The following is an 18455-nucleotide window of genomic DNA, read 5'->3' as shown; positions in this document are numbered from 1 at the left end:
CTGTTATGGATAGCACACAGCAAAGGTTGACCCTGCGCATACCGCAACAAACGCTCACCGCCCTGAGCTTTGCCGAACCCAGCGAGCGAGGCATCGCGCAATGGTTGGCCAATCTGCCCAAGGCAAACATCGGCGAGACCGCACGGCAGCTCTATCAGGGTCTGATCGAGCTCAACCAGCTGAATGCAGCGCCCGAGAAGCGCCTGGCCATGCTCGAGCGCATTCGTCCTGAGGTTGCTTACGTCTGCACGGCGCTGTCGCGTTACTACCTGGGTCAGTCGATCGTGCTGGAAGACAAACCGCGCAAGGTCGCCAACCTGTCGCAGGCATTGCAGAATCACCTGGCCAACGGTTACAAAATCGTCGTCTCGCAGGAGCGCAACATTCGCTCGCGAGACCACGGCAGTCTGTACGCCCTTGCCGTCCAACGGGCCATGCGCGGCCTGTGCGGTCCGTTGCTGCGCGCCTATCAACTGTATTGTCCGGTGGCCGATGGCATCTGGCTGGAGCTTCACCAGCTGTACCAACTCGCGCTCAAGCGCAACCTACACAGGCAACCCGTCGCTGATACCGAAAGTGCGGTCCATGGCACGCTGACCATTGAGCAATGCTACACCGTTGCCCTGCTCATGGGCGCGGCGCGACCCAACCAGATGCGCCAGAGCGCGATGGGCAAATTATTCGCGACGCTGGAAGACTGGAGTCGGTTTTCCGCTCTGGTCGACCCTAACGACGAGCGCGCGCTGTTTATCATCAATCCCGACATGGATTGCGCCCCGCGCTATCGGTCGTTGATCCGCGACGAAGATCTGAGCGAAAGCATTGGCCTGGATACCCAGCGGCTGGTCGACAACATCAAGGAATACATGCTCAACGGCGCCGACGCACGCGGTGGATTCCGTGTTCCGGACGGCTTCGGCATCGAACTGCTGCAGCATGTCAGCCAATCCTGGGGCGACCTGGCCGAACGCACCTTCAACCGTGTTCCCGGACGCGGTCAGCTGAAAATCAGCATCGGCATGAGCGCCACGCATTTCCGCATCGCCAAGGTCAGTTTCGCCAAGCTCATCGACGCCGACGAACACGAACTGAACCCGTTTTCGGAGGCCGCGCAGCGCGCACGGCAAGACGGCTGGGGGAACGCCTTCGATGGCGACAAGACGCTGGACTGGGCGCCTGCAGGTGTTGAACAGATCGATTACAAGACCCTCCCCGGCGAAGCCGAGAGCGACGAGAACGAAGACAATTACCCGATTCATGTACTGCCCATCGTCAACCACAGCCCGGGCGGTTTCTGTCTGACCTGGCCCAAGGAAGTGCCGAAACAGTTACAGGCAGGCGAACTCCTCGGTGTTCAGGAAGATAACGACCACGACTGGTCGCTCGCCGTGGTTCGCTGGATACGCCAGGTCCGCGGTGGCGGGACCCAGATGGGCATCGAACTGATAGCGCCGCACTGCACGCCTTGCGCGGTGAAACTGCTGCGTAAAACCGAGCAACCCAGCCAGTGGCTGCGCGCGCTCATGCTGCCCGAGGTTTCGGCTATCGACCGGCCGGCCACACTCATCACGCCGCGGCTGTCGTTCCAGGTCCACAGCAAGGTCATGTTGCTGCAAGCTGGAAAGGAACTGCGTGGGCAGTTGGTCGATCGCGTCGCTGCAACCGGCAGTTTCAGCCAGTTCGAATACCGTCTGCTTGAGCAGGTGCCGGAAGAAAAGTCGAAATCCGAGAACGACACCATCGCCTACAGCAAGAGCAGCGAAGATGACTTTGACTCGCTGTGGAAGTCTCTGTAAATTCAGAGACCTGCATAGGATTCAGGGCATCGCCGCCCTCAGCGCGGAAGAAAATGGGCACAGACAATAATGCTATCAGGCTGCTGATTCTCGACGACTCGCAGAACAATGCCGAGCGCCTGGTCAGCGTTCTGCGCAATGCCGGCAAGGCCACTCGCGCCCACCGCATCACCTCAGTCGAAGATCTCCACGAGTCGTTGCAACAGACCTGGGACTTGTGCCTGGCTGTGCCGGAAACCAGCGTCATGACGGCGGCGGAAGCCAGTCACATTATTGGCCAGGAACGGGATATTCCTTTCATCCTCCTGGCGGCGCAAGCCGACACCGAGACTCGGGTCGAGGCGTTGCGACATGGCATGCAGGACGCCATCCCCGCCGACTCGGACGCCGCGCTGGTGCTGGTCACCAAGCGAGAACTGGCCAACCTGGAGGCTCGCCGCCAGCGGCGCATCGCCGAACAGACCCTTCGAGAAACTGAAAAACGCTGCCAGCTACTGCTCGACAGCTCTGTCGACGCCATCGCCTACGTGCATGACGGCATGCACATCTATGCCAACCGGTCCTATATCCGCCTGTTCGGCTATGACGACCCGGATGACCTGGCTGCCGAGCCGATGGTCGGATTGATCGCAGCGAAGGATCAGGCAGGCTTCAAGGATTTCCTCCGACACTACAGCGACCGTGGCGAGCAGAACGAGATGCGCTGCAGCGCAGTGGATGTCGACGGCAAGGAGTTTCCCATCATGCTGGCCTTCTCCCCGGCCAGCTACGATGGTGAGCCCTGCACGCAGGTCGTCATCCGTGCGGAAACCGCCAGCGCCGAGTTCGAAGAAAAGCTCAAGGAAATGGCCCGGCAAGATCTGGTTACCGGCCTGTTCAATCGCTCGTATTTTCAGGAGCAGCTGGAAGCGGTCAGCGAAACCGTGGTACGCCATGGCCAGCCCAGCACGCTGGTCTACATCAGCATCGACTCGTTCAATAGTCTGCAGGCAGAGATCGGTATCGGCGGCGCCGACCTGATCCTTGCCGACATCGCCGACACGCTCAAGCGTTACTTTGCCGAAGGAACTCTGATGGCACGCTTCGGTGACGACGCCTGCACCGTATTGCTGGCAGGCAAGGAACCCGACGCCGTCGGAGAGATGCTGGAAACGCTGCGCAAACAGATCGAAAGCAATCTGTTCGAGGCGAACGGCAGAACCGTTCAGGTCACGGTCAGCATGGGTGTCTCCACGCTCAGCGAAACCAATCCTGACCCCAGCCTGGCACTCGACCGCAGCCACCGATTGGCCGATCAGATCAGCCAGGCCGGCGGCAACGCGATCAAGGTATTCAACCCGCTCGAGGAGCTCGCACACCAGGCAAACCGCGGCAACCTGATCGCCTTGATCAGCCACACGCTTGAAACCAACGCATTCAAGCTACAGTACCAGCCGGTCATCAGCCTGCGCGGTGATAATTCGGCGCAATACGAAGTCTATCTCCGGCTCCTCAACAGCCAGGGAGAGGAAGTCCCGGCCGGTGACTACCTACCCGCCGCGCTGGACGCCGGCATGGCAGGCGACCTGGACAAGTGGCTGATAAGCACCACCATCAAGCAGCTCGCCGAACACCGATTCACCAATGCCGATACGCGGCTCATCCTGAACCTGAACAGCGCCAGCCTGCAGGATCTGGATCTGATTCCATGGATCTCGAGTGCGCTCAAGGAAGCGCGTCTGCCGATGGATGCGCTGATCTTTCAGTTCAACGATGCCGACGTCAACACCTACCTCAAGCAGGCCAAGGCCTTCACCGAGGCACTGCGTGGCATACACTGCCGGGTGTCGCTCAGCCACTTCGGCTGCGCTCTGAATCCCTATGCGTCGCTCAAGCACATCCATGTCGATTACGTGAAAATCGACGGCTCCTTCAGCAGAGATTTGTCGACGCCCGAGTCGGTGGAGACGCTAAAGGAAATGGTGACCACGCTGCATAGCCAGGGAAAGCTGACCATCGTGCCATTCGTGGATAGCGCCACCATGATGCCGACCCTATGGCAGGCGGGTGTTAACTATATCCAGGGATACTATTTACAGGCGCCCAGCGAAACCATGAACTACGACTTCTCCGCCGACTGACCGGCGGAGAAGTCTTTTTTCAATGCCCTTCCCGATCGCGGAAGCCGAGCAAATACAGAATGCCGTCCAACCCCAAGGTGGAAATCGCCTGCTTCGCCGACTGTTTGACCAGCGGCTTGGCCCGGAACGCCACACCCAGGCCAGCAATAGCCAGCATCGGCAAGTCGTTGGCGCCGTCACCTACGGCGATGGTCTGCTCGAGACTGATACCTTCACGTGCCGCGAGCTCCCGCAACAGATCAGCCTTGCGCTGCCCGTCGACAATCGGCTCCTGCACCTCGCCTGTCACCAGACCATCCGCCACAGGCAACGCATTGGCGAACACATAATCGATGCCCAGGCGCTGTTGCAGTTTCTCCGCAAAATACAGGAAACCGCCAGAGAGAATCGCGGTTTTGTAACCGAGCCGACGTAGCTGGGCAATCAGGGTTTCGGCGCCCTCGGTCAGGCGCAGCGACGCGGCAATGTCTTCGAGCACATCCACCGGCAGCCCTTTGAGGAGTGCCATTCTCTCGCGGAAGCTCGCCTTGAAATCCAGCTCACCGCGCATTGCCCTTTCGGTAATCTCGGCCACCTGATCGCCGACCCCGGCAGCTTTCGCCAGCTCGTCAATGACCTCGGCATCGATCAGCGTCGAGTCCATGTCGAATACCACCAACCGGCGGTTGCGGCGGAAGATACTGTCCTGTTGAAAAGCGATGTCGACATTTAGCTTTTGGGCAATGGCCAGGAATTCGGCACGCAGGGCGGCCGGGTCGTCTGGCTCACCGCGGACGGAAAACTCGATGCAGCCCTTGCCCTGATCGGCGGGCAATCCCTCGGGGATACGGCCGGACAGCCGGTCGATATGATCGATATTGAGTGCGTAGCGCGCGGTAATCTCGCTAACGCGGGCGATGTGTTCGGCAGTGATGCGCCGGGCCAGAAGCGTAACGATGTGACGAGGCTTGCCCTGTCCGGTTACCCAGCGACTGTATTCTTCGGCGCTGACAGGCGTGAAGCGAACTTGCTGGTCCAGCTCGTAGCCGCGGAACAGGACATCCTTGAGCACATCGGACAGGCCGGTCTCGCCCGCCATTTCGACAAGAATCCCGAATGAAAGGGTGTCGTGGATCACCGCCTGACCGATATCGAGGATCCGGACATTGGCCCGCGCGAGGATTCCTGTGATTGCCGCCGTTAAGCCGGGCCGATCGGGACCGGTGATATTGATCAGGACGATTTCGTTCAAGACGGGCTCCAACAGCGAATCAGGTGCCGTATTCTACCTGTAAATACATCCGCGCTTACAGCGTCACGCCTTTTTACACACAGGTGAAGGGGCTATACTGCAAGGCTTTCCGGCCGGCGCTTTCCGGGCGCAGGCCGCCATCGTCCAATGCCGAGTCACGTCTTGAATCGCTCATCGCCCGCTTCCGATAATCTCTTCCTTCGCTCCTACGCCTCGCTCAAAGGCAAAAGCGTACGCCTCACCGGAACACTGGTGTTGTTGGCGGTCCTGCCGCTGGTTGCCGTACTGGCCCTCTCGCTCGGTCTGGGGTACGTGAAGCTCAAGCAGGACATCGCGAGCCAGACCGATGCCGTAGGACAGGAACTCGCCCGTCAGGTAGCCGCTTCGGTGGCGGAGCCGATGGCAGCCAATGACAACCTGAGTCTGAACATCATCCTCGCGCAGTGGGACCAAAACCCGCTGATCGAGCATGCAGCGGTCTATACGCTCGACAACCGTGTCGTGGCCGAAGCCGGGCAACGTACGGCCCAGGACCGACTGGCACCTGGTGAGGGTCGTTTCACCTCGGCCATTCATTACCAGGATGCTGTTACTGGCCAGCTGCACTTGGGTCTGGCTGCGGAGCCGTTCAGCGGTCCGGCTCGCGATCTGTTGCGCCTGCTGTTGCTCAGCATCTTCGGTGTCGCGCTCATTGCCGGGCTCGTCGCTTGGCGGCTCGCCCTGAGACTCCGCCGCGTACTGGTAGCGCTGGGCAACTGGCAGGGTGATTCCGGCCAGGAGGTCCCCGGCTCGCAACGAAAGGATGAAATCGGCGATCTTGCTCGCCGTCTCGGAGAGCGCCGGATTGTCGACATGCCGGTACCTGAAACCCCCGAGCCGGTCGAGTCTCCTATCGATGAACTCGATTCGGCCACTATTTCGCCAGTGCCCATGCCGGCTGAGCCCGCAGATCTGGAGACTACCGAACCAGAGCAGCCGCCGACCCATGCCGTAGTCGCCGATGACGAAGAGGGCGAAGACAGCAAACCAAGCGAAGTTGATGACGAGATTGCACCCGAGCAGGCGGACACCGTTCACACGGTCGTCGCAGAGCGCGCAGAAAGCGAGGAGCCGCAATCGCGCTCACCAGTAAATAGTCTGTTGGCGGTACGCCTGGGCAACCTGGAAGGGCTACGCCGCCTTCCCCGGCCGCGGTTGATGACCCTGCTGGAGCGCTACCGCCTGCAGGTCCGCCAGGCCAGCGAAATTTATGATGCCGACCTGACAGTGCTCGACGATGGTACGAGCGTACTGGCCTTCCAGCCGGACGAAGCAGCTGATTCGGAAGAGCTGACTCGCGCATTGAGTTGTGGCGAGCTGTTACGCGTTCTGGGGCACGAACTGCAGGTGGGCATTTCCGATACGGGCATCAACCTCTATCTGCAGCTTGCGATGGGCCAGAGCGAGCAGACGCCTACTGATTCGGAGGCAGGGAATGCTGAAGCTGATGCTGATGGGCATTCTGCGCGTATGCTCGAGCTGCTACAGTTCAGTCGCAACTTGCTGTTGCTGGACGCTTCGCTTGCAGGCCAGACACCGACCCGCGACCGCGCCGTCATCCGCAAGCTGGCCAGCCAGCCGGGCACCTACTGCGTGGAGCGTCTGAACGAGCCGTACCAAACGTTGCTCGAACGCAACCTTAACCAGCTCTACAGCCAGCGCTCCGACTGATCGGATCGCTGTTCTGCTTCAACCGTCCACGCTTACCGAATCGACTTTCTGAAATCCCCGTGGCAGCTTGTTGCCGCGGCGGCCCCGCTCGCCACGGTAGTGCTCGAGGTCGGAAGGCCGGAGGGTCAGCGTCCGCTTTCCGGCACTGAGCACCAGATTGGCATTCGCCGGTAGTACTGTCAGCGCCAAAATGAACTCTTCACGGTTGCGCACACGAGCCGAAGGCACCGAAAGGATCTTGTTGCCCTTGCCCTTGGACAGCTGCGGTAGATCCGCCACAGGGAAGACAAGCAGACGTCCTTCGTTCGAGAGCGCCACGACCTGATCGGTATCCCGCTGGCCGATCGGCACCGGCGCCATCACCTTCCCGCCTTCGGGTACGCTGAGCAGTGCCTTGCCATTCTTGTTCTTGGCCTGCAGATCAGCGCCCTGCACCACGAAGCCATAGCCGGCATCCGAGGCCAGCAGATACAGCGACTGCTCTTCTGGCACCAGCACGCTTTCGAAACTCGCGCCGGGTGGGGGACTGAGGCGGCCGGTGAGCGGCTCTCCCTGGCCTCGCGCAGAGGGCAGCGAGTGCGCCGGTAGAGAATAACTGCGCCCAGTAGAATCGATGAACACCGCCTGCTGGTTGGTCCTGCCGGCCGACTGGGCGAGAAAACTGTCTCCGGCCTTGTACGACAGCGCCAGGCCATCGACGTCGTGTCCCTTGGCGCAGCGCACCCAGCCCTTTTCCGACAGCACCACCGTGACAGGCTCATTCGGCACCAGCTCGGTCTCGGACAGGGCTCGGGCTTCGGCACGCTCCACCAGCGGCGAGCGGCGATCATCGCCGTAGGTCTCGGCATCAGCGATCAGTTCATCGCGTACCTTGTTGCGCAGCAGTTTTTCGCTGCCCAGGACTTTCTGCAGCTGATCACGCTCGACAGCTAGCGCGTCCTGCTCGCCACGAATTTTCATCTCTTCGAGACGGGCCAGCTGCCTCAAGCGGGTATCGAGAATGTAGTCTGCCTGAACTTCGGTAAGGCCGAAGCGCGACATCAACTCTGCGCGCGGCTCTTCCTCGGTGCGAATGATATGAATGACTTCATCAATGTTCAGCAAAGCGACGAGCAGACCTTCGAGCAAATGCAGCCGGGCCAGCACCTTGTCCAGCCTGTACTGCAAGCGTCGGCGCACCGTAGCGACGCGGAAGCCGAGCCATTCGCTGAGCATGCCGCGCAAATCCTTTACCGCGGGGCGGCCATCGGTGCCGATCACGTTCAGATTGACCCGATAGCTGGTTTCCAGGTCGGTGGTGGCGAACAAATGCTGCATCAGGTCTTCCAGGTCGACCCGGTTGGACCGCGGCACGATAACGATCCGGGTTGGATTTTCATGGTCCGATTCGTCGCGCAAATCCGCGACCATGGGCAGCTTTTTGGCCTGCATCTGGCTCGCTATCTGTTCTAGGATGCGAGACCCTGAAACCTGATGGGGCAACGCCGTCACCACGACTTCGCCCTCTTCCTTGATCCAGACTGCGCGGCAACGGACCGAGCCGCGTCCCGTCGCATAGATCTTGAGCAGATCCTGGCGCGGCGTGATGATTTCCGCCTCGGTCGGGAAGTCGGGCCCCTGGATATGCTCGCACAGCTCGTCGAGCCCTGCGCCGGGCTCGTCCAACAGGCGAACGCAGGCTGCTGCGACCTCTCGCAGGTTGTGCGGTGGGACGTCGGTGGCCATACCCACCGCGATCCCCGTGGTGCCGTTGAGCAACAGGTTGGGCAGCCGCGCCGGCAGGACCATCGGCTCGTCCATGGTGCCGTCGAAGTTCGGTTGCCAATCGACGGTGCCCTGTCCCAGCTCGCTGAGCAGCACCTCGCTGTAACGGGCCAACCTTGCTTCGGTATAGCGCATGGCGGCGAAGGATTTGGGATCGTCAGGCGCACCCCAGTTTCCCTGACCATCGACCAGCGGATACCGATAGGAAAATGGTTGAGCCATGAGCACCATGGCTTCGTAACAGGCCGAATCGCCATGCGGATGATATTTGCCGAGTACGTCACCCACCGTGCGCGCCGACTTCTTGTGCTTCGACGTCGCTGACAGCCCCAGCTCACTCATCGCGTAGATGATCCGCCGTTGTACCGGCTTCAGGCCGTCGCCGATATGCGGCAGCGCGCGGTCCATGATCACGTACATCGAATAGTTGAGGTACGCCTCCTCGGTGAACGAGGATAGCGAGCGGCGTTCTACGCCTTCCATGCTCAGGTCCAGGCTGTCACTCATCGGTTGGTCTCTGTCAAAGTTTGTCTCAGCACAAGCTCTCCGCCGCGCTGGGTAAAGTCCAGCTGTCGCAGGGCAGTCATGCCCAGCAATACTTCATTTCCGCCCATCCCGGGTACGATCGCCGCATCGACGTCGCGCAACTGGATATCGCCGATGCGCAGGGTGTCGATGCGGGTGCGGTAGCTCTCGGCCATGCCGTTCGCGGTGCTGACCATGAAGGCCGGGCCACGCTTCAAGGCCAGATCGCCTGCCAACTCGGCCGGGACGGCTACCATGGTCGCCCCGGTATCCAGCAGCAGGGTCACCATCACGTCGTTGATCTCTCCGCTGAGCACATAGTGCCCGTTGCGGTTGTCCTCCAGCCGCACTTCCACCATCTCGTCGGTTACTCGCGAATCAGGGTTCTGATTCGGATTGCGCTGGGCCTGTTCGACCCCTGAGAACCAAAGGGCCGCGAGTCCCAGACCTACGACCCAGGCCAGGATGAGCATGACCGTTCCAACTCGGCGCGTTTCGCGTACCGGCGGCTCATTCATGGTTATATCCTGTCTCCCAGTCGTCTGGCAGGGCGAAACTGAACACCCAGGGCGCAGTGTCGTCATCGAGACGGGCCCTGCCGTTGTTATCCAGACCGATCGTCACGCCCATTTCGTCGATATACAGCGTTTCGGCCACGCCGAATGGCGCGTCCGGGTACAGGTAGGGATGGCTCAGCAGGGTTTCGGCAAATGACCAGCAGCGCTCGCGTTGACCGGATACCGGGTGTCGCCGGCACACCTGATGCTCGTTGCGCTCGAGCGTCCAGAGCCGGTCGCGCCAGTAGTAGAGGTCAGAGAAATCCAGAGACAGTATCTGCTGGGCAAGCACACCGGACCCGAAAGGCTGGGCCGGCATATAGCGTCGCTCGGCAAGCAGCACGCAACCGGCCACTGGACAACGCCAGAGATCATCATGCCACTGCAGCCGCACCAGTCCACGCGACAATCGCTCCGCAGCGAACCAGATCGACTCGCCATCGCCTGAAACCGCCAGACCCTCCGCCGTAGCGTTGGTCTGTTGCCAGAGGCCGGCATCCACGCCCTGCTGATAGAACGCTTCGCCGAGATCTATCCATTTCCCGGTAGCCTGCGTCGCGGAGTCAACATCGCCATGCGGTGGAAGCTGCAGTACACCGAGCAGGCTTTCACTCAACAGGTAGCGATTGCCGCGATCGTCACAGGCGATCGCTTCGAAGTCCATCGCCTGGCCGCTCAAGCTGCGAATCCATGCCCCGGCCTGAAGGTGCAGGGGCAATGTCGACGGTCTGCCTTGCGGTAGTACAAAGGATTCCGGCTCCGCCTGCCAGCGGCCCGCTTCTTCATGCAGGACGAAAATATCGGCATCGACCCGGTCGGAGACGGCAAGCCAGCGGCCGTCGCAACGGGTCATGCCGGAGAGATTGCCGCGGCTCATTCCGGCAACCGGCAGGGCTTTTTCAAGGGTGAGCTCGGGTGCGCGTTCGAAGGCACCCAGAGGTGAGCACAGTATCGCCAGCAGACTGGCCAGCAGCCAGGCGCAGCAAGCTCGACTCACAACAGAACCTCGGCAAGGTTGCCCTTTTCCTCCAGCCACTGCTTGCGGTCGGGCGAACGCTTTTTGGCCAGTAACATATCCATCAATGCTTCGGTCCCGACGGGATCTTCGATCGTCAGCTGAACCAGGCGTCGCGTGTCGGGCGCCATCGTCGTTTCTCGAAGCTGCAGCGGATTCATCTCGCCCAACCCCTTGAAGCGGGTGACCTGAACCTTTCCGCGCTTGTTTTCCGCCTGAATACGGTCGATCACGCCCTGCTTCTCCGCATCGTCCAGGGCGTAAAAGGTTTCCTTGCCAATGTCCAGGCGGTACAGCGGTGGCATCGCCACGAATACATGGCCTGCTTCGACCAGGGTGCGGAAATGGCGAACGAACAGCGCGCAGAGCAGAGTCGCAATGTGCAGACCGTCGGAGTCAGCGTCGGCCAGGATACATATCTTGCCGTAGCGCAGCTGAGAGAGGTCTTCCGAGCCCGGATCCACGCCGATCGCGACGGCGATGTCGTGTACTTCCTGCGAGGCCAGGACCTGGCCGGATTCGACTTCCCAGGTGTTAAGTATCTTCCCGCGCAGCGGCATGACCGCCTGAAACTCCTTGTCTCGCGCCTGTTTGGCGCTACCGCCAGCGGAATCGCCCTCGACCAGAAACAGTTCTGAACGGCGACTGTCCTGGCCGGCACAATCGGCCAGTTTGCCCGGGAGCGCCGGGCCCTGGGTGATGCGCTTACGCTCGATCTTCTTCCCAGCCTTCAGTCGGCGGCTGGCATGGTTGATCGCCATTTCGGCCAACTGCTGGCCGATATCGGCGTGCTGGTTGAGCCACAGGCTGAAAGCGTCCTTGACCACACCCGAAACGAAGGCGGCCGACTCGCGCGACGACAAACGCTCCTTGGTCTGTCCGGAAAACTGCGCCTCGGCCATTTTCAAGGACAGAACGTAGCTAACCCGCTCCCAGACGTCTTCCGGCGCCAGCTTCACACCGCGCGGTAGTAGATTACGAAACTCGCAAAACTCCCGGATAGCCTCCAGCAGCCCCGAGCGCAGACCGTTCACGTGCGTGCCGCCTTGCGCAGTCGGGATGAGGTTGACGTAGCTTTCCTGAACCAGTTCTCCGCCCTCGGGCAACCAGGACACCGCCCAGTCGACCGCCTCCTTGCTCCCCGCCAAGCTGCCTGTGAACGGCTCCTCAGGCAGTCGCGGCCACTCCGAACAGGCGTCGATCAGGTAGTCGCGCAACCCATCCTCGTAGAACCAGCTCACCTGTTCGCCGTTTTGCCGGTCATCGAAGTCGACGCGCAGCCCAGGGCACAATACCGCCTTGGCTTTCAACAGATGCTTGAGGCGGGTCACGCTGAAACGAGGTGAATCGAAGTAATCCCCGTTGGGCCAGAACTTCACGCTGGTGCCGGTATTGCGCTTGCCAACGGTACCAACCACTTCCAGCTCGCTGACCTTTTCGCCGCTTTCGAAGGCGACCGCGTATTCCTGGCCGTCACGCTTTACCCGCACTTCCACACGCAGTGAGAGGGCGTTGACCACGGAAATACCAACCCCGTGCAGACCGCCGGAAAACTGATAATTCTTGTTGGAGAATTTGCCGCCGGCGTGCAACCGCGTGAGGATCAACTCGACGCCGGAGACGCCTTCCTCAGGATGGATATCTACGGGCATGCCGCGCCCGTCGTCACTGACTTCCAGCGCGTTGTCGGCATGCAGGATGACGCTGATCGATCTGGCGTGGCCAGCCAGAGCCTCGTCAACGCTGTTATCGATCACTTCCTGTGCAAGGTGATTGGGGCGCGACGTGTCGGTATACATGCCGGGGCGCCGACGGACCGGATCAAGGCCGCTGAGTACTTCGAGCGCGTCGGCGTTATAGGTCGATTGGGACATAGATCGTCTGATTATCCTTGGATAAGATCCTGCTGGGGAGCCAGCTCGGCGCCTGCGGGGTGTTGCCACAAATTATCAGTAACCGCTCGCCCCTTCCTCGGGAAGAAACGCACCAGCCGGAAGTCGTACCACTCCGGTTTCGAGGCGGCCATCGTCGAACAACTTGAGCCAGCGGTAACCGGGTGCACGCGTATCGGTGGCAAAATCGGTACTCTGCTCGGCAAACTGAACGCAAGTCGAGGGTGTAGCAAGCAGCCGGAGATGCCCGTACTGCTCATCAAGTTGCTGATGAATATGCCCCCACAATACCACCTTAACCTCTGGCGCGCCGTCCAACCGGGACATCAGCCGTCCCGCATCCCGCAGGCCAATCGGTTCCATCCAGTCGCTACCGATGGATATCGGATGGTGATGCAAGCACACCATGACATGTCGACCCTCGGAACTGGCCAAAGCGGCATCGAGGCGCTCGAACTCGGCGTCCCCCAGACGACCGGCAACCGAGCCTTGAACGCTGGAATCAAGCATGACGATACGCCACTGGCCGGCATCGACCCAGTCAGCCCACACTCCGGCCGTGCGGCCGATGCGCTCCATCATCACGGCATCATCGTGGTTGCCGGGAATCCAGTAATGCTCGGCAGGCAGACGCGCGGCGGCATTCAGAAACCGCTGGTAAGCCCCCTCGCTGCCGTCCTGGGTAATGTCACCGGTAGCCAGCACGATATCCATGGACGATTGATCGCCGAGCACCTGATCGATCACCGCCTCCAGACTGGCATGCGTATCCAGCCCCAACAGGCGAGCCGCAGGGTCGGCGAACAGATGACTATCGGTGATCTGAATCACGAAGACGTGATCAGCTTCGTTGACTACGGTCGGCGGCATCGACGGCCTGCTCCCTGGTCCCTTTCCTGCCCGCTATCATGGCAGCGAGCGTCAGCTGAATCCAGTGACTGGTTCACGGCGGTCCAGCGCATGCACATGTCAGGGATTGAACATCACCAGCTCGTCGCTCTGCCCGTACCGCTGACAGTAGCCGAGCCACTCCCCGAGAAAGCTGTTGAGTTGGTACTTTTCGTCCGGCTGCAACATCTGCTCATTGGGGTACGGGTAGACGCCGCGAAAACGGCGCCGATTGTAGGCGGCCACCACCTCAGCCATATGCGCGTCATGGTAGAGCCGCACTTCCATGCTCGGCGGAGCGAGCCAATCGTGACGGCGCTCGTGAACCAGCTGCAGTGTGGACGTATAGCGGCAGCGCTCGAGGATACGCAGTGTCAATGTTTGCGGCGCACCGTCACCGCTATCGACGCGAATCCGCAGTTCGTCCTGCACCGCCATGCCCGGCATCAGTCGGGAAAGACGAAAATAGTTGGCTTCGCAGATCGCTTGCAGTTCGGACAGATCGACCCGGTAACGCGGCTTGCGTGCGATCATCACGGCCGCTCCCCTGCTTCACGGCGGAGCCGGTCGGCATGCAGGCCTAGCCATTGCAAGGCGATGATCGTCGCAGCATTGTCGATCAAACCATTCTCGACCGCGGCGAGCGCTTCCTCACGCGACCAGACACTGACGCGGATATCTTCGCCTTCTTCAGCCAAGCCATGGATCCCGCCGGCCCCGCGGCTGTCGACGAGGCCGTAATACAGATACACGAGCTCGTCGCTGCCGCCCGGCGAAGGGAAATAGCGGGTGATCGGCGCCAGCGAGACCAGCTCGATGCCTGCCTCCTCTTGCGCTTCGCGATGGGCTACGGTTTCCGGCGATTCGTCCTTGTCGATCAGGCCGGCAACCAGCTCGATCATCCAGGGACGCTCGCTTTTATCCAGCGCCCCGATCCGCACCTGCTCAATCAGCACCACGCTGTCTTCCCAGGGGTCATAGGGCAATACGCAGACTGCATCGTGCCGAACGAACAATTCCCTTTGCAGTTCCGGCCCCCAGGAGCCGTCGAACAGGCGATGACGCAGCCTGAGAATATCCAACCGATAGAATCCGCTGAAACCGGATTCGCGGCTGACAATCTCAACATCGCTGCGGGTGAACGTCTTCAATATGAACTGCCTCCAAGTGGTCTGACCCCGGCGCACCTGCGCCGAGATCATCCGCGACAGGCCGCTCATCCCGGAGCCGGTCTTTGAATCTAAACTCGCACACCTTCGGCACGCTCGGCAACCCGTCAGACTTTCTGATAGAGCTGCGAACCAGCCGATCTGAACTCTTTCGACTTGGCCTGCATGCCTTCTTCCGCGGACATCTCGACCGTGTCGATGCGCTGCGCTGCGGCGTAATCGCGCACCTCCTGTGTGATCTTCATTGAGCAGAACTTGGGACCACACATCGAACAGAAATGCGCGACCTTGGCCGATTCCTTCGGCAAGGTTTCATCATGGAAGGCTCGGGCGGTGTCCGGGTCCAGACCCAGGTTGAATTGGTCCTCCCAGCGGAACTCGAACCGCGCCTTGGACAGGGCATTGTCCCTGATCTGCGCGCCGGGATGCCCCTTGGCCAGGTCCGCGGCATGCGCTGCGATCTTGTAGGTGATGATGCCGGTCTTCACATCGTCCCGATTGGGCAGGCCGAGGTGTTCCTTCGGTGTGACGTAGCAGAGCATGGCACAGCCGAACCAGCCGATCATTGCCGCACCGATCCCGGAAGTAATGTGATCGTAACCGGGAGCGATATCGGTGGTCAGCGGCCCGAGTGTATAAAATGGGGCCTCGTCGCAACATTGCAACTGCTTGTCCATGTTTTCCTTGATCAGTTGCATGGGCACGTGGCCGGGACCCTCGATCATTACCTGAACGTCGTGCTTCCAGGCCAGCTTGGTCAGCTCCCCCAGCGTCTCAAGTTCGCCGAACTGCGCTTCGTCATTGGCATCCGCGATCGAGCCGGGGCGTAGGCCATCACCCAGCGAGAAGCTTACATCGTAGGCTTTCATGATCTCGCAGATGTCTTCGAAGTGCGTATAAAGGAAATTTTCCTTGTGATGCGCCAAGCACCATTTGGCCAAAATCGACCCGCCGCGCGAAACAATACCGGTGACCCGCTTGGCGGTCATCGGCACATAGCGAAGCAGCACGCCGGCGTGAATGGTGAAGTAGTCAACGCCTTGCTCTGCCTGCTCGATCAGCGTGTCGCGGAAGATTTCCCAGGTAAGGTCTTCGGCTACCCCGTCGACTTTTTCCAACGCCTGATAGATGGGGACGGTACCGATCGGCACCGGCGAGTTGCGAATGATCCATTCTCGGGTTTCATGAATGTTCTTGCCGGTGGATAGATCCATCACCGTATCCGAGCCCCAGCGGATCCCCCAGGTCATTTTCTCGACTTCTTCCTCGATCGACGAGCCAAGTGCGGAATTGCCGATATTGCCGTTGATCTTCACCAGGAAGTTGCGACCGATGATCATCGGTTCGATCTCCGGATGATTGATGTTAGCCGGGATGATCGCCCGTCCACGCGCTATCTCTTCGCGCACGAACTCCGGAGTGATCTGCTTGGGGATGCTGGCACCGAAGCTGTGGCCGGGGTGCTGTTCGGTGAGCAGACCCGCCTCACGCGCCTGCTCAAGCTTCATGTTTTCGCGGATGGCGACGAACTCCATCTCGGGAGTGATGATGCCCTTGCGAGCGTAGTGCATCTGGCTCACGTTATGCCCGGCCTTGGCACGACGTGGCGTACGCACGTGGGCGAAGCGCATGTGATCCAGGGAGCTGTCGGCCAGACGCGAACGACCGAAGTTCGAACTCAGGCCAGGCAATATCTCCGTATCGCCCCGCTCGTCGATCCAGGCACTGCGGACATCGGCTAGTCCCGCGCGCAGATCGATGGTCGCGTCGGGATCGGTATAGGGCCCGGACGTGTCGTACACCACCACCGGTGGATTGCTCTCGCCGCCGAATTCAGTTGGTGTATCGGCCAGGCTGATCTCGCGCATCGGCACGCGAATATCCGGACGCGATCCGGTCACGTAGACCTTTTTCGAATTGGGAAGAGGCTGGGTGGCGGCACTGTCGGCACCAGAGGTGGCGATGGCTGTATCAGGCAAACGGCTGTTCATGATTATGCTCCACTGCGTTGAAATCGCAGGGAACCGAAACGGGGTTCGGCGCGCCGGAACGACGCGGAGGACGCACATCTCGATTCCTACGCCGGTACTAACCGGTTCAGGTTCAACGGGTATTATCTCAGCCTGTGTACCAGGCACCCCGTCAAGATGAACGCAGAGCTTAGCACCCGACTGAAAAGCCGGCCAGTTTGCGCCGTGCCACCGGAACACTTTGTTCCGCCCACGCCCCACAGGTAGCTTGACCGCCGACCACCGCCTCATTAGCCTTGGCGGACTATCCCCCATGCGAAGGATCCCTGCATGTTGCGCCCCCTTTATGTTGCAATCGTGCTCGCTGGCCTTTCTTCCGGCCACGCCATGGCCAAAACCGACCTGATGACCGTCTACCAGGAAGCTCTGGCCAACAGCGCGGATCTCGCAGCCGCACGGGCGGAGTCGCAGGCTTTGCAGGAAGCGCTGCCTCAGGCACGTTCCGGTCTGCTCCCCGAAATCGGGCTGGGCGCTGGTGCGGCGCGTGAGCGAATTGACATAGACGGAGTCGGCAGCGACTCGTATTCAACGCACTACTACCAGGCCAGCCTGGTGCAGCCGCTGTTCGATGCGGCCAGCTGGTTCAACTATCAGGCCGCCAAGGCAGTGAGCGAGCAGGCGCGGCTTGAATTTTCGGCGACCCAGCAAGCGCTCATCCTTGAAGTAGCCCAGGCATATTTCAACGTATTGTTCGCTACCGATACGCTGGCTACCGCGCGGGCGGAAGAGGAAGCTTTCGAACGCCAGCTCGAGCAGGCGCGCGAGCGCTTCGAGGTCGGTCTTTCGGCACGCACCGATGTACTGGAGGCGCTGGCCGGGTTTGATACCTCCAGGGCGGCACGCCTGACGGCGCAGACCAATCTTGCCGTGAGTTATCAGGCACTGACTCGCCTGACTCGTCGTGATTACGACGACCTGATGGGCATCCGCCATGAACTCCCGGTGCTGCCACCTACCCCAGCGAGCCTGCAGGACTGGGTCGATACCGCCGCGGTGCAGAACCTGTCATTGCAAGCCAGTCGACTCGCGATCGCAAGTGCCCAGGAAACGCTGCGTAGCAGTCGTGCCGGGTACGCACCGAGAGTGAATGCGGTGCTCAATCACCAGGCAAGCTTCGGCGGCGCCAGCACCGGCGCGGGAGCAGGCACGGGAGGTGTAGGCGCAGGCGTGGGCGGTAGCGGCGGCTCGAACGACGTCGAACGAACCAGTATTGGTGTGGAGCTGACGCTGCCGCTGTACACCGGCGGTGCAACCACCTCGCGCGTTCGCGAATCGAGCTATCGCCTGTCACAGGCTGAGTACGCCAGCGAAGCACAATTGCGCCGCGTGGTCGAAACGACGCGTAACCTGTATCGCACCGTGACATCAAGCGTTGAGGAAGTGGAAGCCCGTCGTCAGGCGATCGTATCGGCCAACGCAGCGCTTGACGCTACCCAGACCGGTTACGAGGTCGGTACCCGCAACGTTGTCGACGTACTGGAGGCACAGCGCAATCTGTTCCGCACCGTCCGCGATTACAACAACACACGTTATAATTACATTATCGATAACCTGAGCTTGAAGCAGGCCGCCGGGACGCTCAGTCCGGAAGATTTGCAGGACCTGTCACGCTGGCTGAACCCAAACTACGATCCGGACCGGGATTTCATCCCACCTTTTTCCGAGGACGAGGTCGAGCGGATGTCCATTCAGCGCGAAGAAGCCATCCCCGATGCCCGACAGGAACCGCTGCGCAACCGGTTCTGACCGACTGGCGGC

General features: G+C 60.7%; 13 protein-coding genes and 1 riboswitch. Of the genes, 4 read left to right on the top strand and 9 right to left on the bottom strand.

Annotated elements, in window-relative coordinates; all coding sequences use genetic code 11:
• The first annotated feature begins 5 nt into the window (after positions 1-5).
• Both BLT85_RS01820 and BLT85_RS01815 read left to right on the top strand, forming a co-directional pair.
• Positions 6-1796 (top strand): hypothetical protein, encoded by a 1791-nt coding sequence (locus tag BLT85_RS01820; protein WP_093391546.1) that lies wholly within the window; start codon positions 6-8, stop codon positions 1794-1796.
• A 53-nt stretch (positions 1797-1849) separates the two neighbouring features.
• A complete protein-coding gene (locus tag BLT85_RS01815) occupies positions 1850-3916 on the top strand; it encodes an EAL domain-containing response regulator (RefSeq protein WP_093391545.1) in 2067 nt (688 codons plus the stop codon).
• 19 nt (positions 3917-3935) lie between these two features.
• On the opposite strand, the gene serB is transcribed toward BLT85_RS01815, so the two are convergent.
• Positions 3936-5147 (bottom strand): phosphoserine phosphatase SerB, encoded by a 1212-nt coding sequence (gene serB / locus BLT85_RS01810; RefSeq protein WP_093391544.1) that lies wholly within the window; start codon positions 5145-5147, stop codon positions 3936-3938.
• A 162-nt stretch (positions 5148-5309) separates the two neighbouring features.
• Here serB and BLT85_RS01805 point away from each other — a divergent pair, with 162 nt between their 5' ends.
• Positions 5310-6857: a hypothetical protein gene (locus tag BLT85_RS01805; protein ID WP_157718095.1), complete on the top strand. Its 1548-nt coding sequence runs from the start codon at positions 5310-5312 to the stop codon at positions 6855-6857.
• 18 nt (positions 6858-6875) lie between these two features.
• Here BLT85_RS01805 and parC read toward each other — a convergent pair whose 3' ends face one another.
• The 8 genes from parC to thiC all read right to left on the bottom strand — a co-directional run bounded on the left by parC (position 6876) and on the right by thiC (position 16658).
• Positions 6876-9128, bottom strand: a complete 2253-nt coding sequence (parC, locus tag BLT85_RS01800) for a DNA topoisomerase IV subunit A (protein WP_093391542.1) — start codon at positions 9126-9128, stop codon at positions 6876-6878.
• Positions 9125-9664 carry a retropepsin-like aspartic protease family protein gene (locus tag BLT85_RS01795; protein ID WP_231701515.1) on the bottom strand — a complete coding sequence of 180 codons (540 nt, stop codon included), beginning with the start codon at positions 9662-9664 and terminating at the stop codon, positions 9125-9127. The genes parC and BLT85_RS01795 overlap by 4 nt, the downstream gene beginning before the upstream one ends.
• A complete protein-coding gene (locus BLT85_RS01790; RefSeq protein WP_093391541.1) occupies positions 9657-10700 on the bottom strand; it encodes an esterase-like activity of phytase family protein in 1044 nt (347 codons plus the stop codon). Before BLT85_RS01790 ends, BLT85_RS01795 begins: the two co-directional genes overlap by 8 nt.
• Positions 10697-12592, bottom strand: coding sequence for a DNA topoisomerase IV subunit B (gene parE, locus BLT85_RS01785; protein ID WP_093391540.1), 1896 nt, complete (start codon positions 12590-12592; stop codon positions 10697-10699). Before parE ends, BLT85_RS01790 begins: the two co-directional genes overlap by 4 nt.
• A 75-nt stretch (positions 12593-12667) precedes the next feature.
• A complete protein-coding gene (cpdA, locus tag BLT85_RS01780) occupies positions 12668-13480 on the bottom strand; it encodes a 3',5'-cyclic-AMP phosphodiesterase (protein WP_093391539.1) in 813 nt (270 codons plus the stop codon).
• A gap of 99 nt (positions 13481-13579) precedes the next feature.
• Positions 13580-14032 carry a DUF1249 domain-containing protein gene (locus tag BLT85_RS01775; protein ID WP_093391538.1) on the bottom strand — a complete coding sequence of 151 codons (453 nt, stop codon included), beginning with the start codon at positions 14030-14032 and terminating at the stop codon, positions 13580-13582.
• A complete protein-coding gene (gene nudF / locus BLT85_RS01770; protein WP_231701514.1) occupies positions 14032-14718 on the bottom strand; it encodes an ADP-ribose diphosphatase in 687 nt (228 codons plus the stop codon). The genes BLT85_RS01775 and nudF overlap by 1 nt, the downstream gene beginning before the upstream one ends.
• A 56-nt stretch (positions 14719-14774) precedes the next feature.
• Positions 14775-16658 carry a phosphomethylpyrimidine synthase ThiC gene (gene thiC / locus BLT85_RS01765; RefSeq protein WP_093391537.1) on the bottom strand — a complete coding sequence of 628 codons (1884 nt, stop codon included), beginning with the start codon at positions 16656-16658 and terminating at the stop codon, positions 14775-14777.
• 66 nt (positions 16659-16724) lie between these two features.
• Positions 16725-16819: riboswitch (TPP riboswitch) on the bottom strand.
• A gap of 148 nt (positions 16820-16967) precedes the next feature.
• Between thiC and BLT85_RS01760 the strand changes: the two genes are divergently transcribed.
• The gene (locus BLT85_RS01760; RefSeq protein ID WP_093391536.1) at positions 16968-18443 is read left to right on the top strand and encodes a TolC family outer membrane protein; all 1476 of its coding nucleotides are present in this window, start codon (positions 16968-16970) and stop codon (positions 18441-18443) included.
• Positions 18444-18455: the final 12 nt, after the last annotated feature.

It is taken from the genome of Halopseudomonas xinjiangensis (assembly GCF_900104945.1).
Taxonomy (GTDB): Bacteria; Pseudomonadota; Gammaproteobacteria; order Pseudomonadales; family Pseudomonadaceae; genus Halopseudomonas; species Halopseudomonas xinjiangensis.
This window is presented reverse-complemented; position numbering and strand designations above follow the sequence as displayed.

Coding starts and splice junctions, on each gene's coding strand:
- BLT85_RS01820 (WP_093391546.1), top strand. CDS start 6: ATGGATAGCACACAGCAAAGGTTGACCCTGCGCATACCGCAACAAACG.
- BLT85_RS01815 (WP_093391545.1), top strand. CDS start 1,850: ATGGGCACAGACAATAATGCTATCAGGCTGCTGATTCTCGACGACTCG.
- parC (WP_093391542.1), bottom strand. CDS start 9,128: ATGAGTGACAGCCTGGACCTGAGCATGGAAGGCGTAGAACGCCGCTCG.
- BLT85_RS01795 (WP_231701515.1), bottom strand. CDS start 9,664: ATGAATGAGCCGCCGGTACGCGAAACGCGCCGAGTTGGAACGGTCATG.
- parE (WP_093391540.1), bottom strand. CDS start 12,592: ATGTCCCAATCGACCTATAACGCCGACGCGCTCGAAGTACTCAGCGGC.
- cpdA (WP_093391539.1), bottom strand. CDS start 13,480: ATGCCGCCGACCGTAGTCAACGAAGCTGATCACGTCTTCGTGATTCAG.
- BLT85_RS01775 (WP_093391538.1), bottom strand. CDS start 14,032: ATGATCGCACGCAAGCCGCGTTACCGGGTCGATCTGTCCGAACTGCAA.
- nudF (WP_231701514.1), bottom strand. CDS start 14,718: ATGAGCGGCCTGTCGCGGATGATCTCGGCGCAGGTGCGCCGGGGTCAG.
- thiC (WP_093391537.1), bottom strand. CDS start 16,658: ATGAACAGCCGTTTGCCTGATACAGCCATCGCCACCTCTGGTGCCGAC.
- BLT85_RS01760 (WP_093391536.1), top strand. CDS start 16,968: ATGTTGCGCCCCCTTTATGTTGCAATCGTGCTCGCTGGCCTTTCTTCC.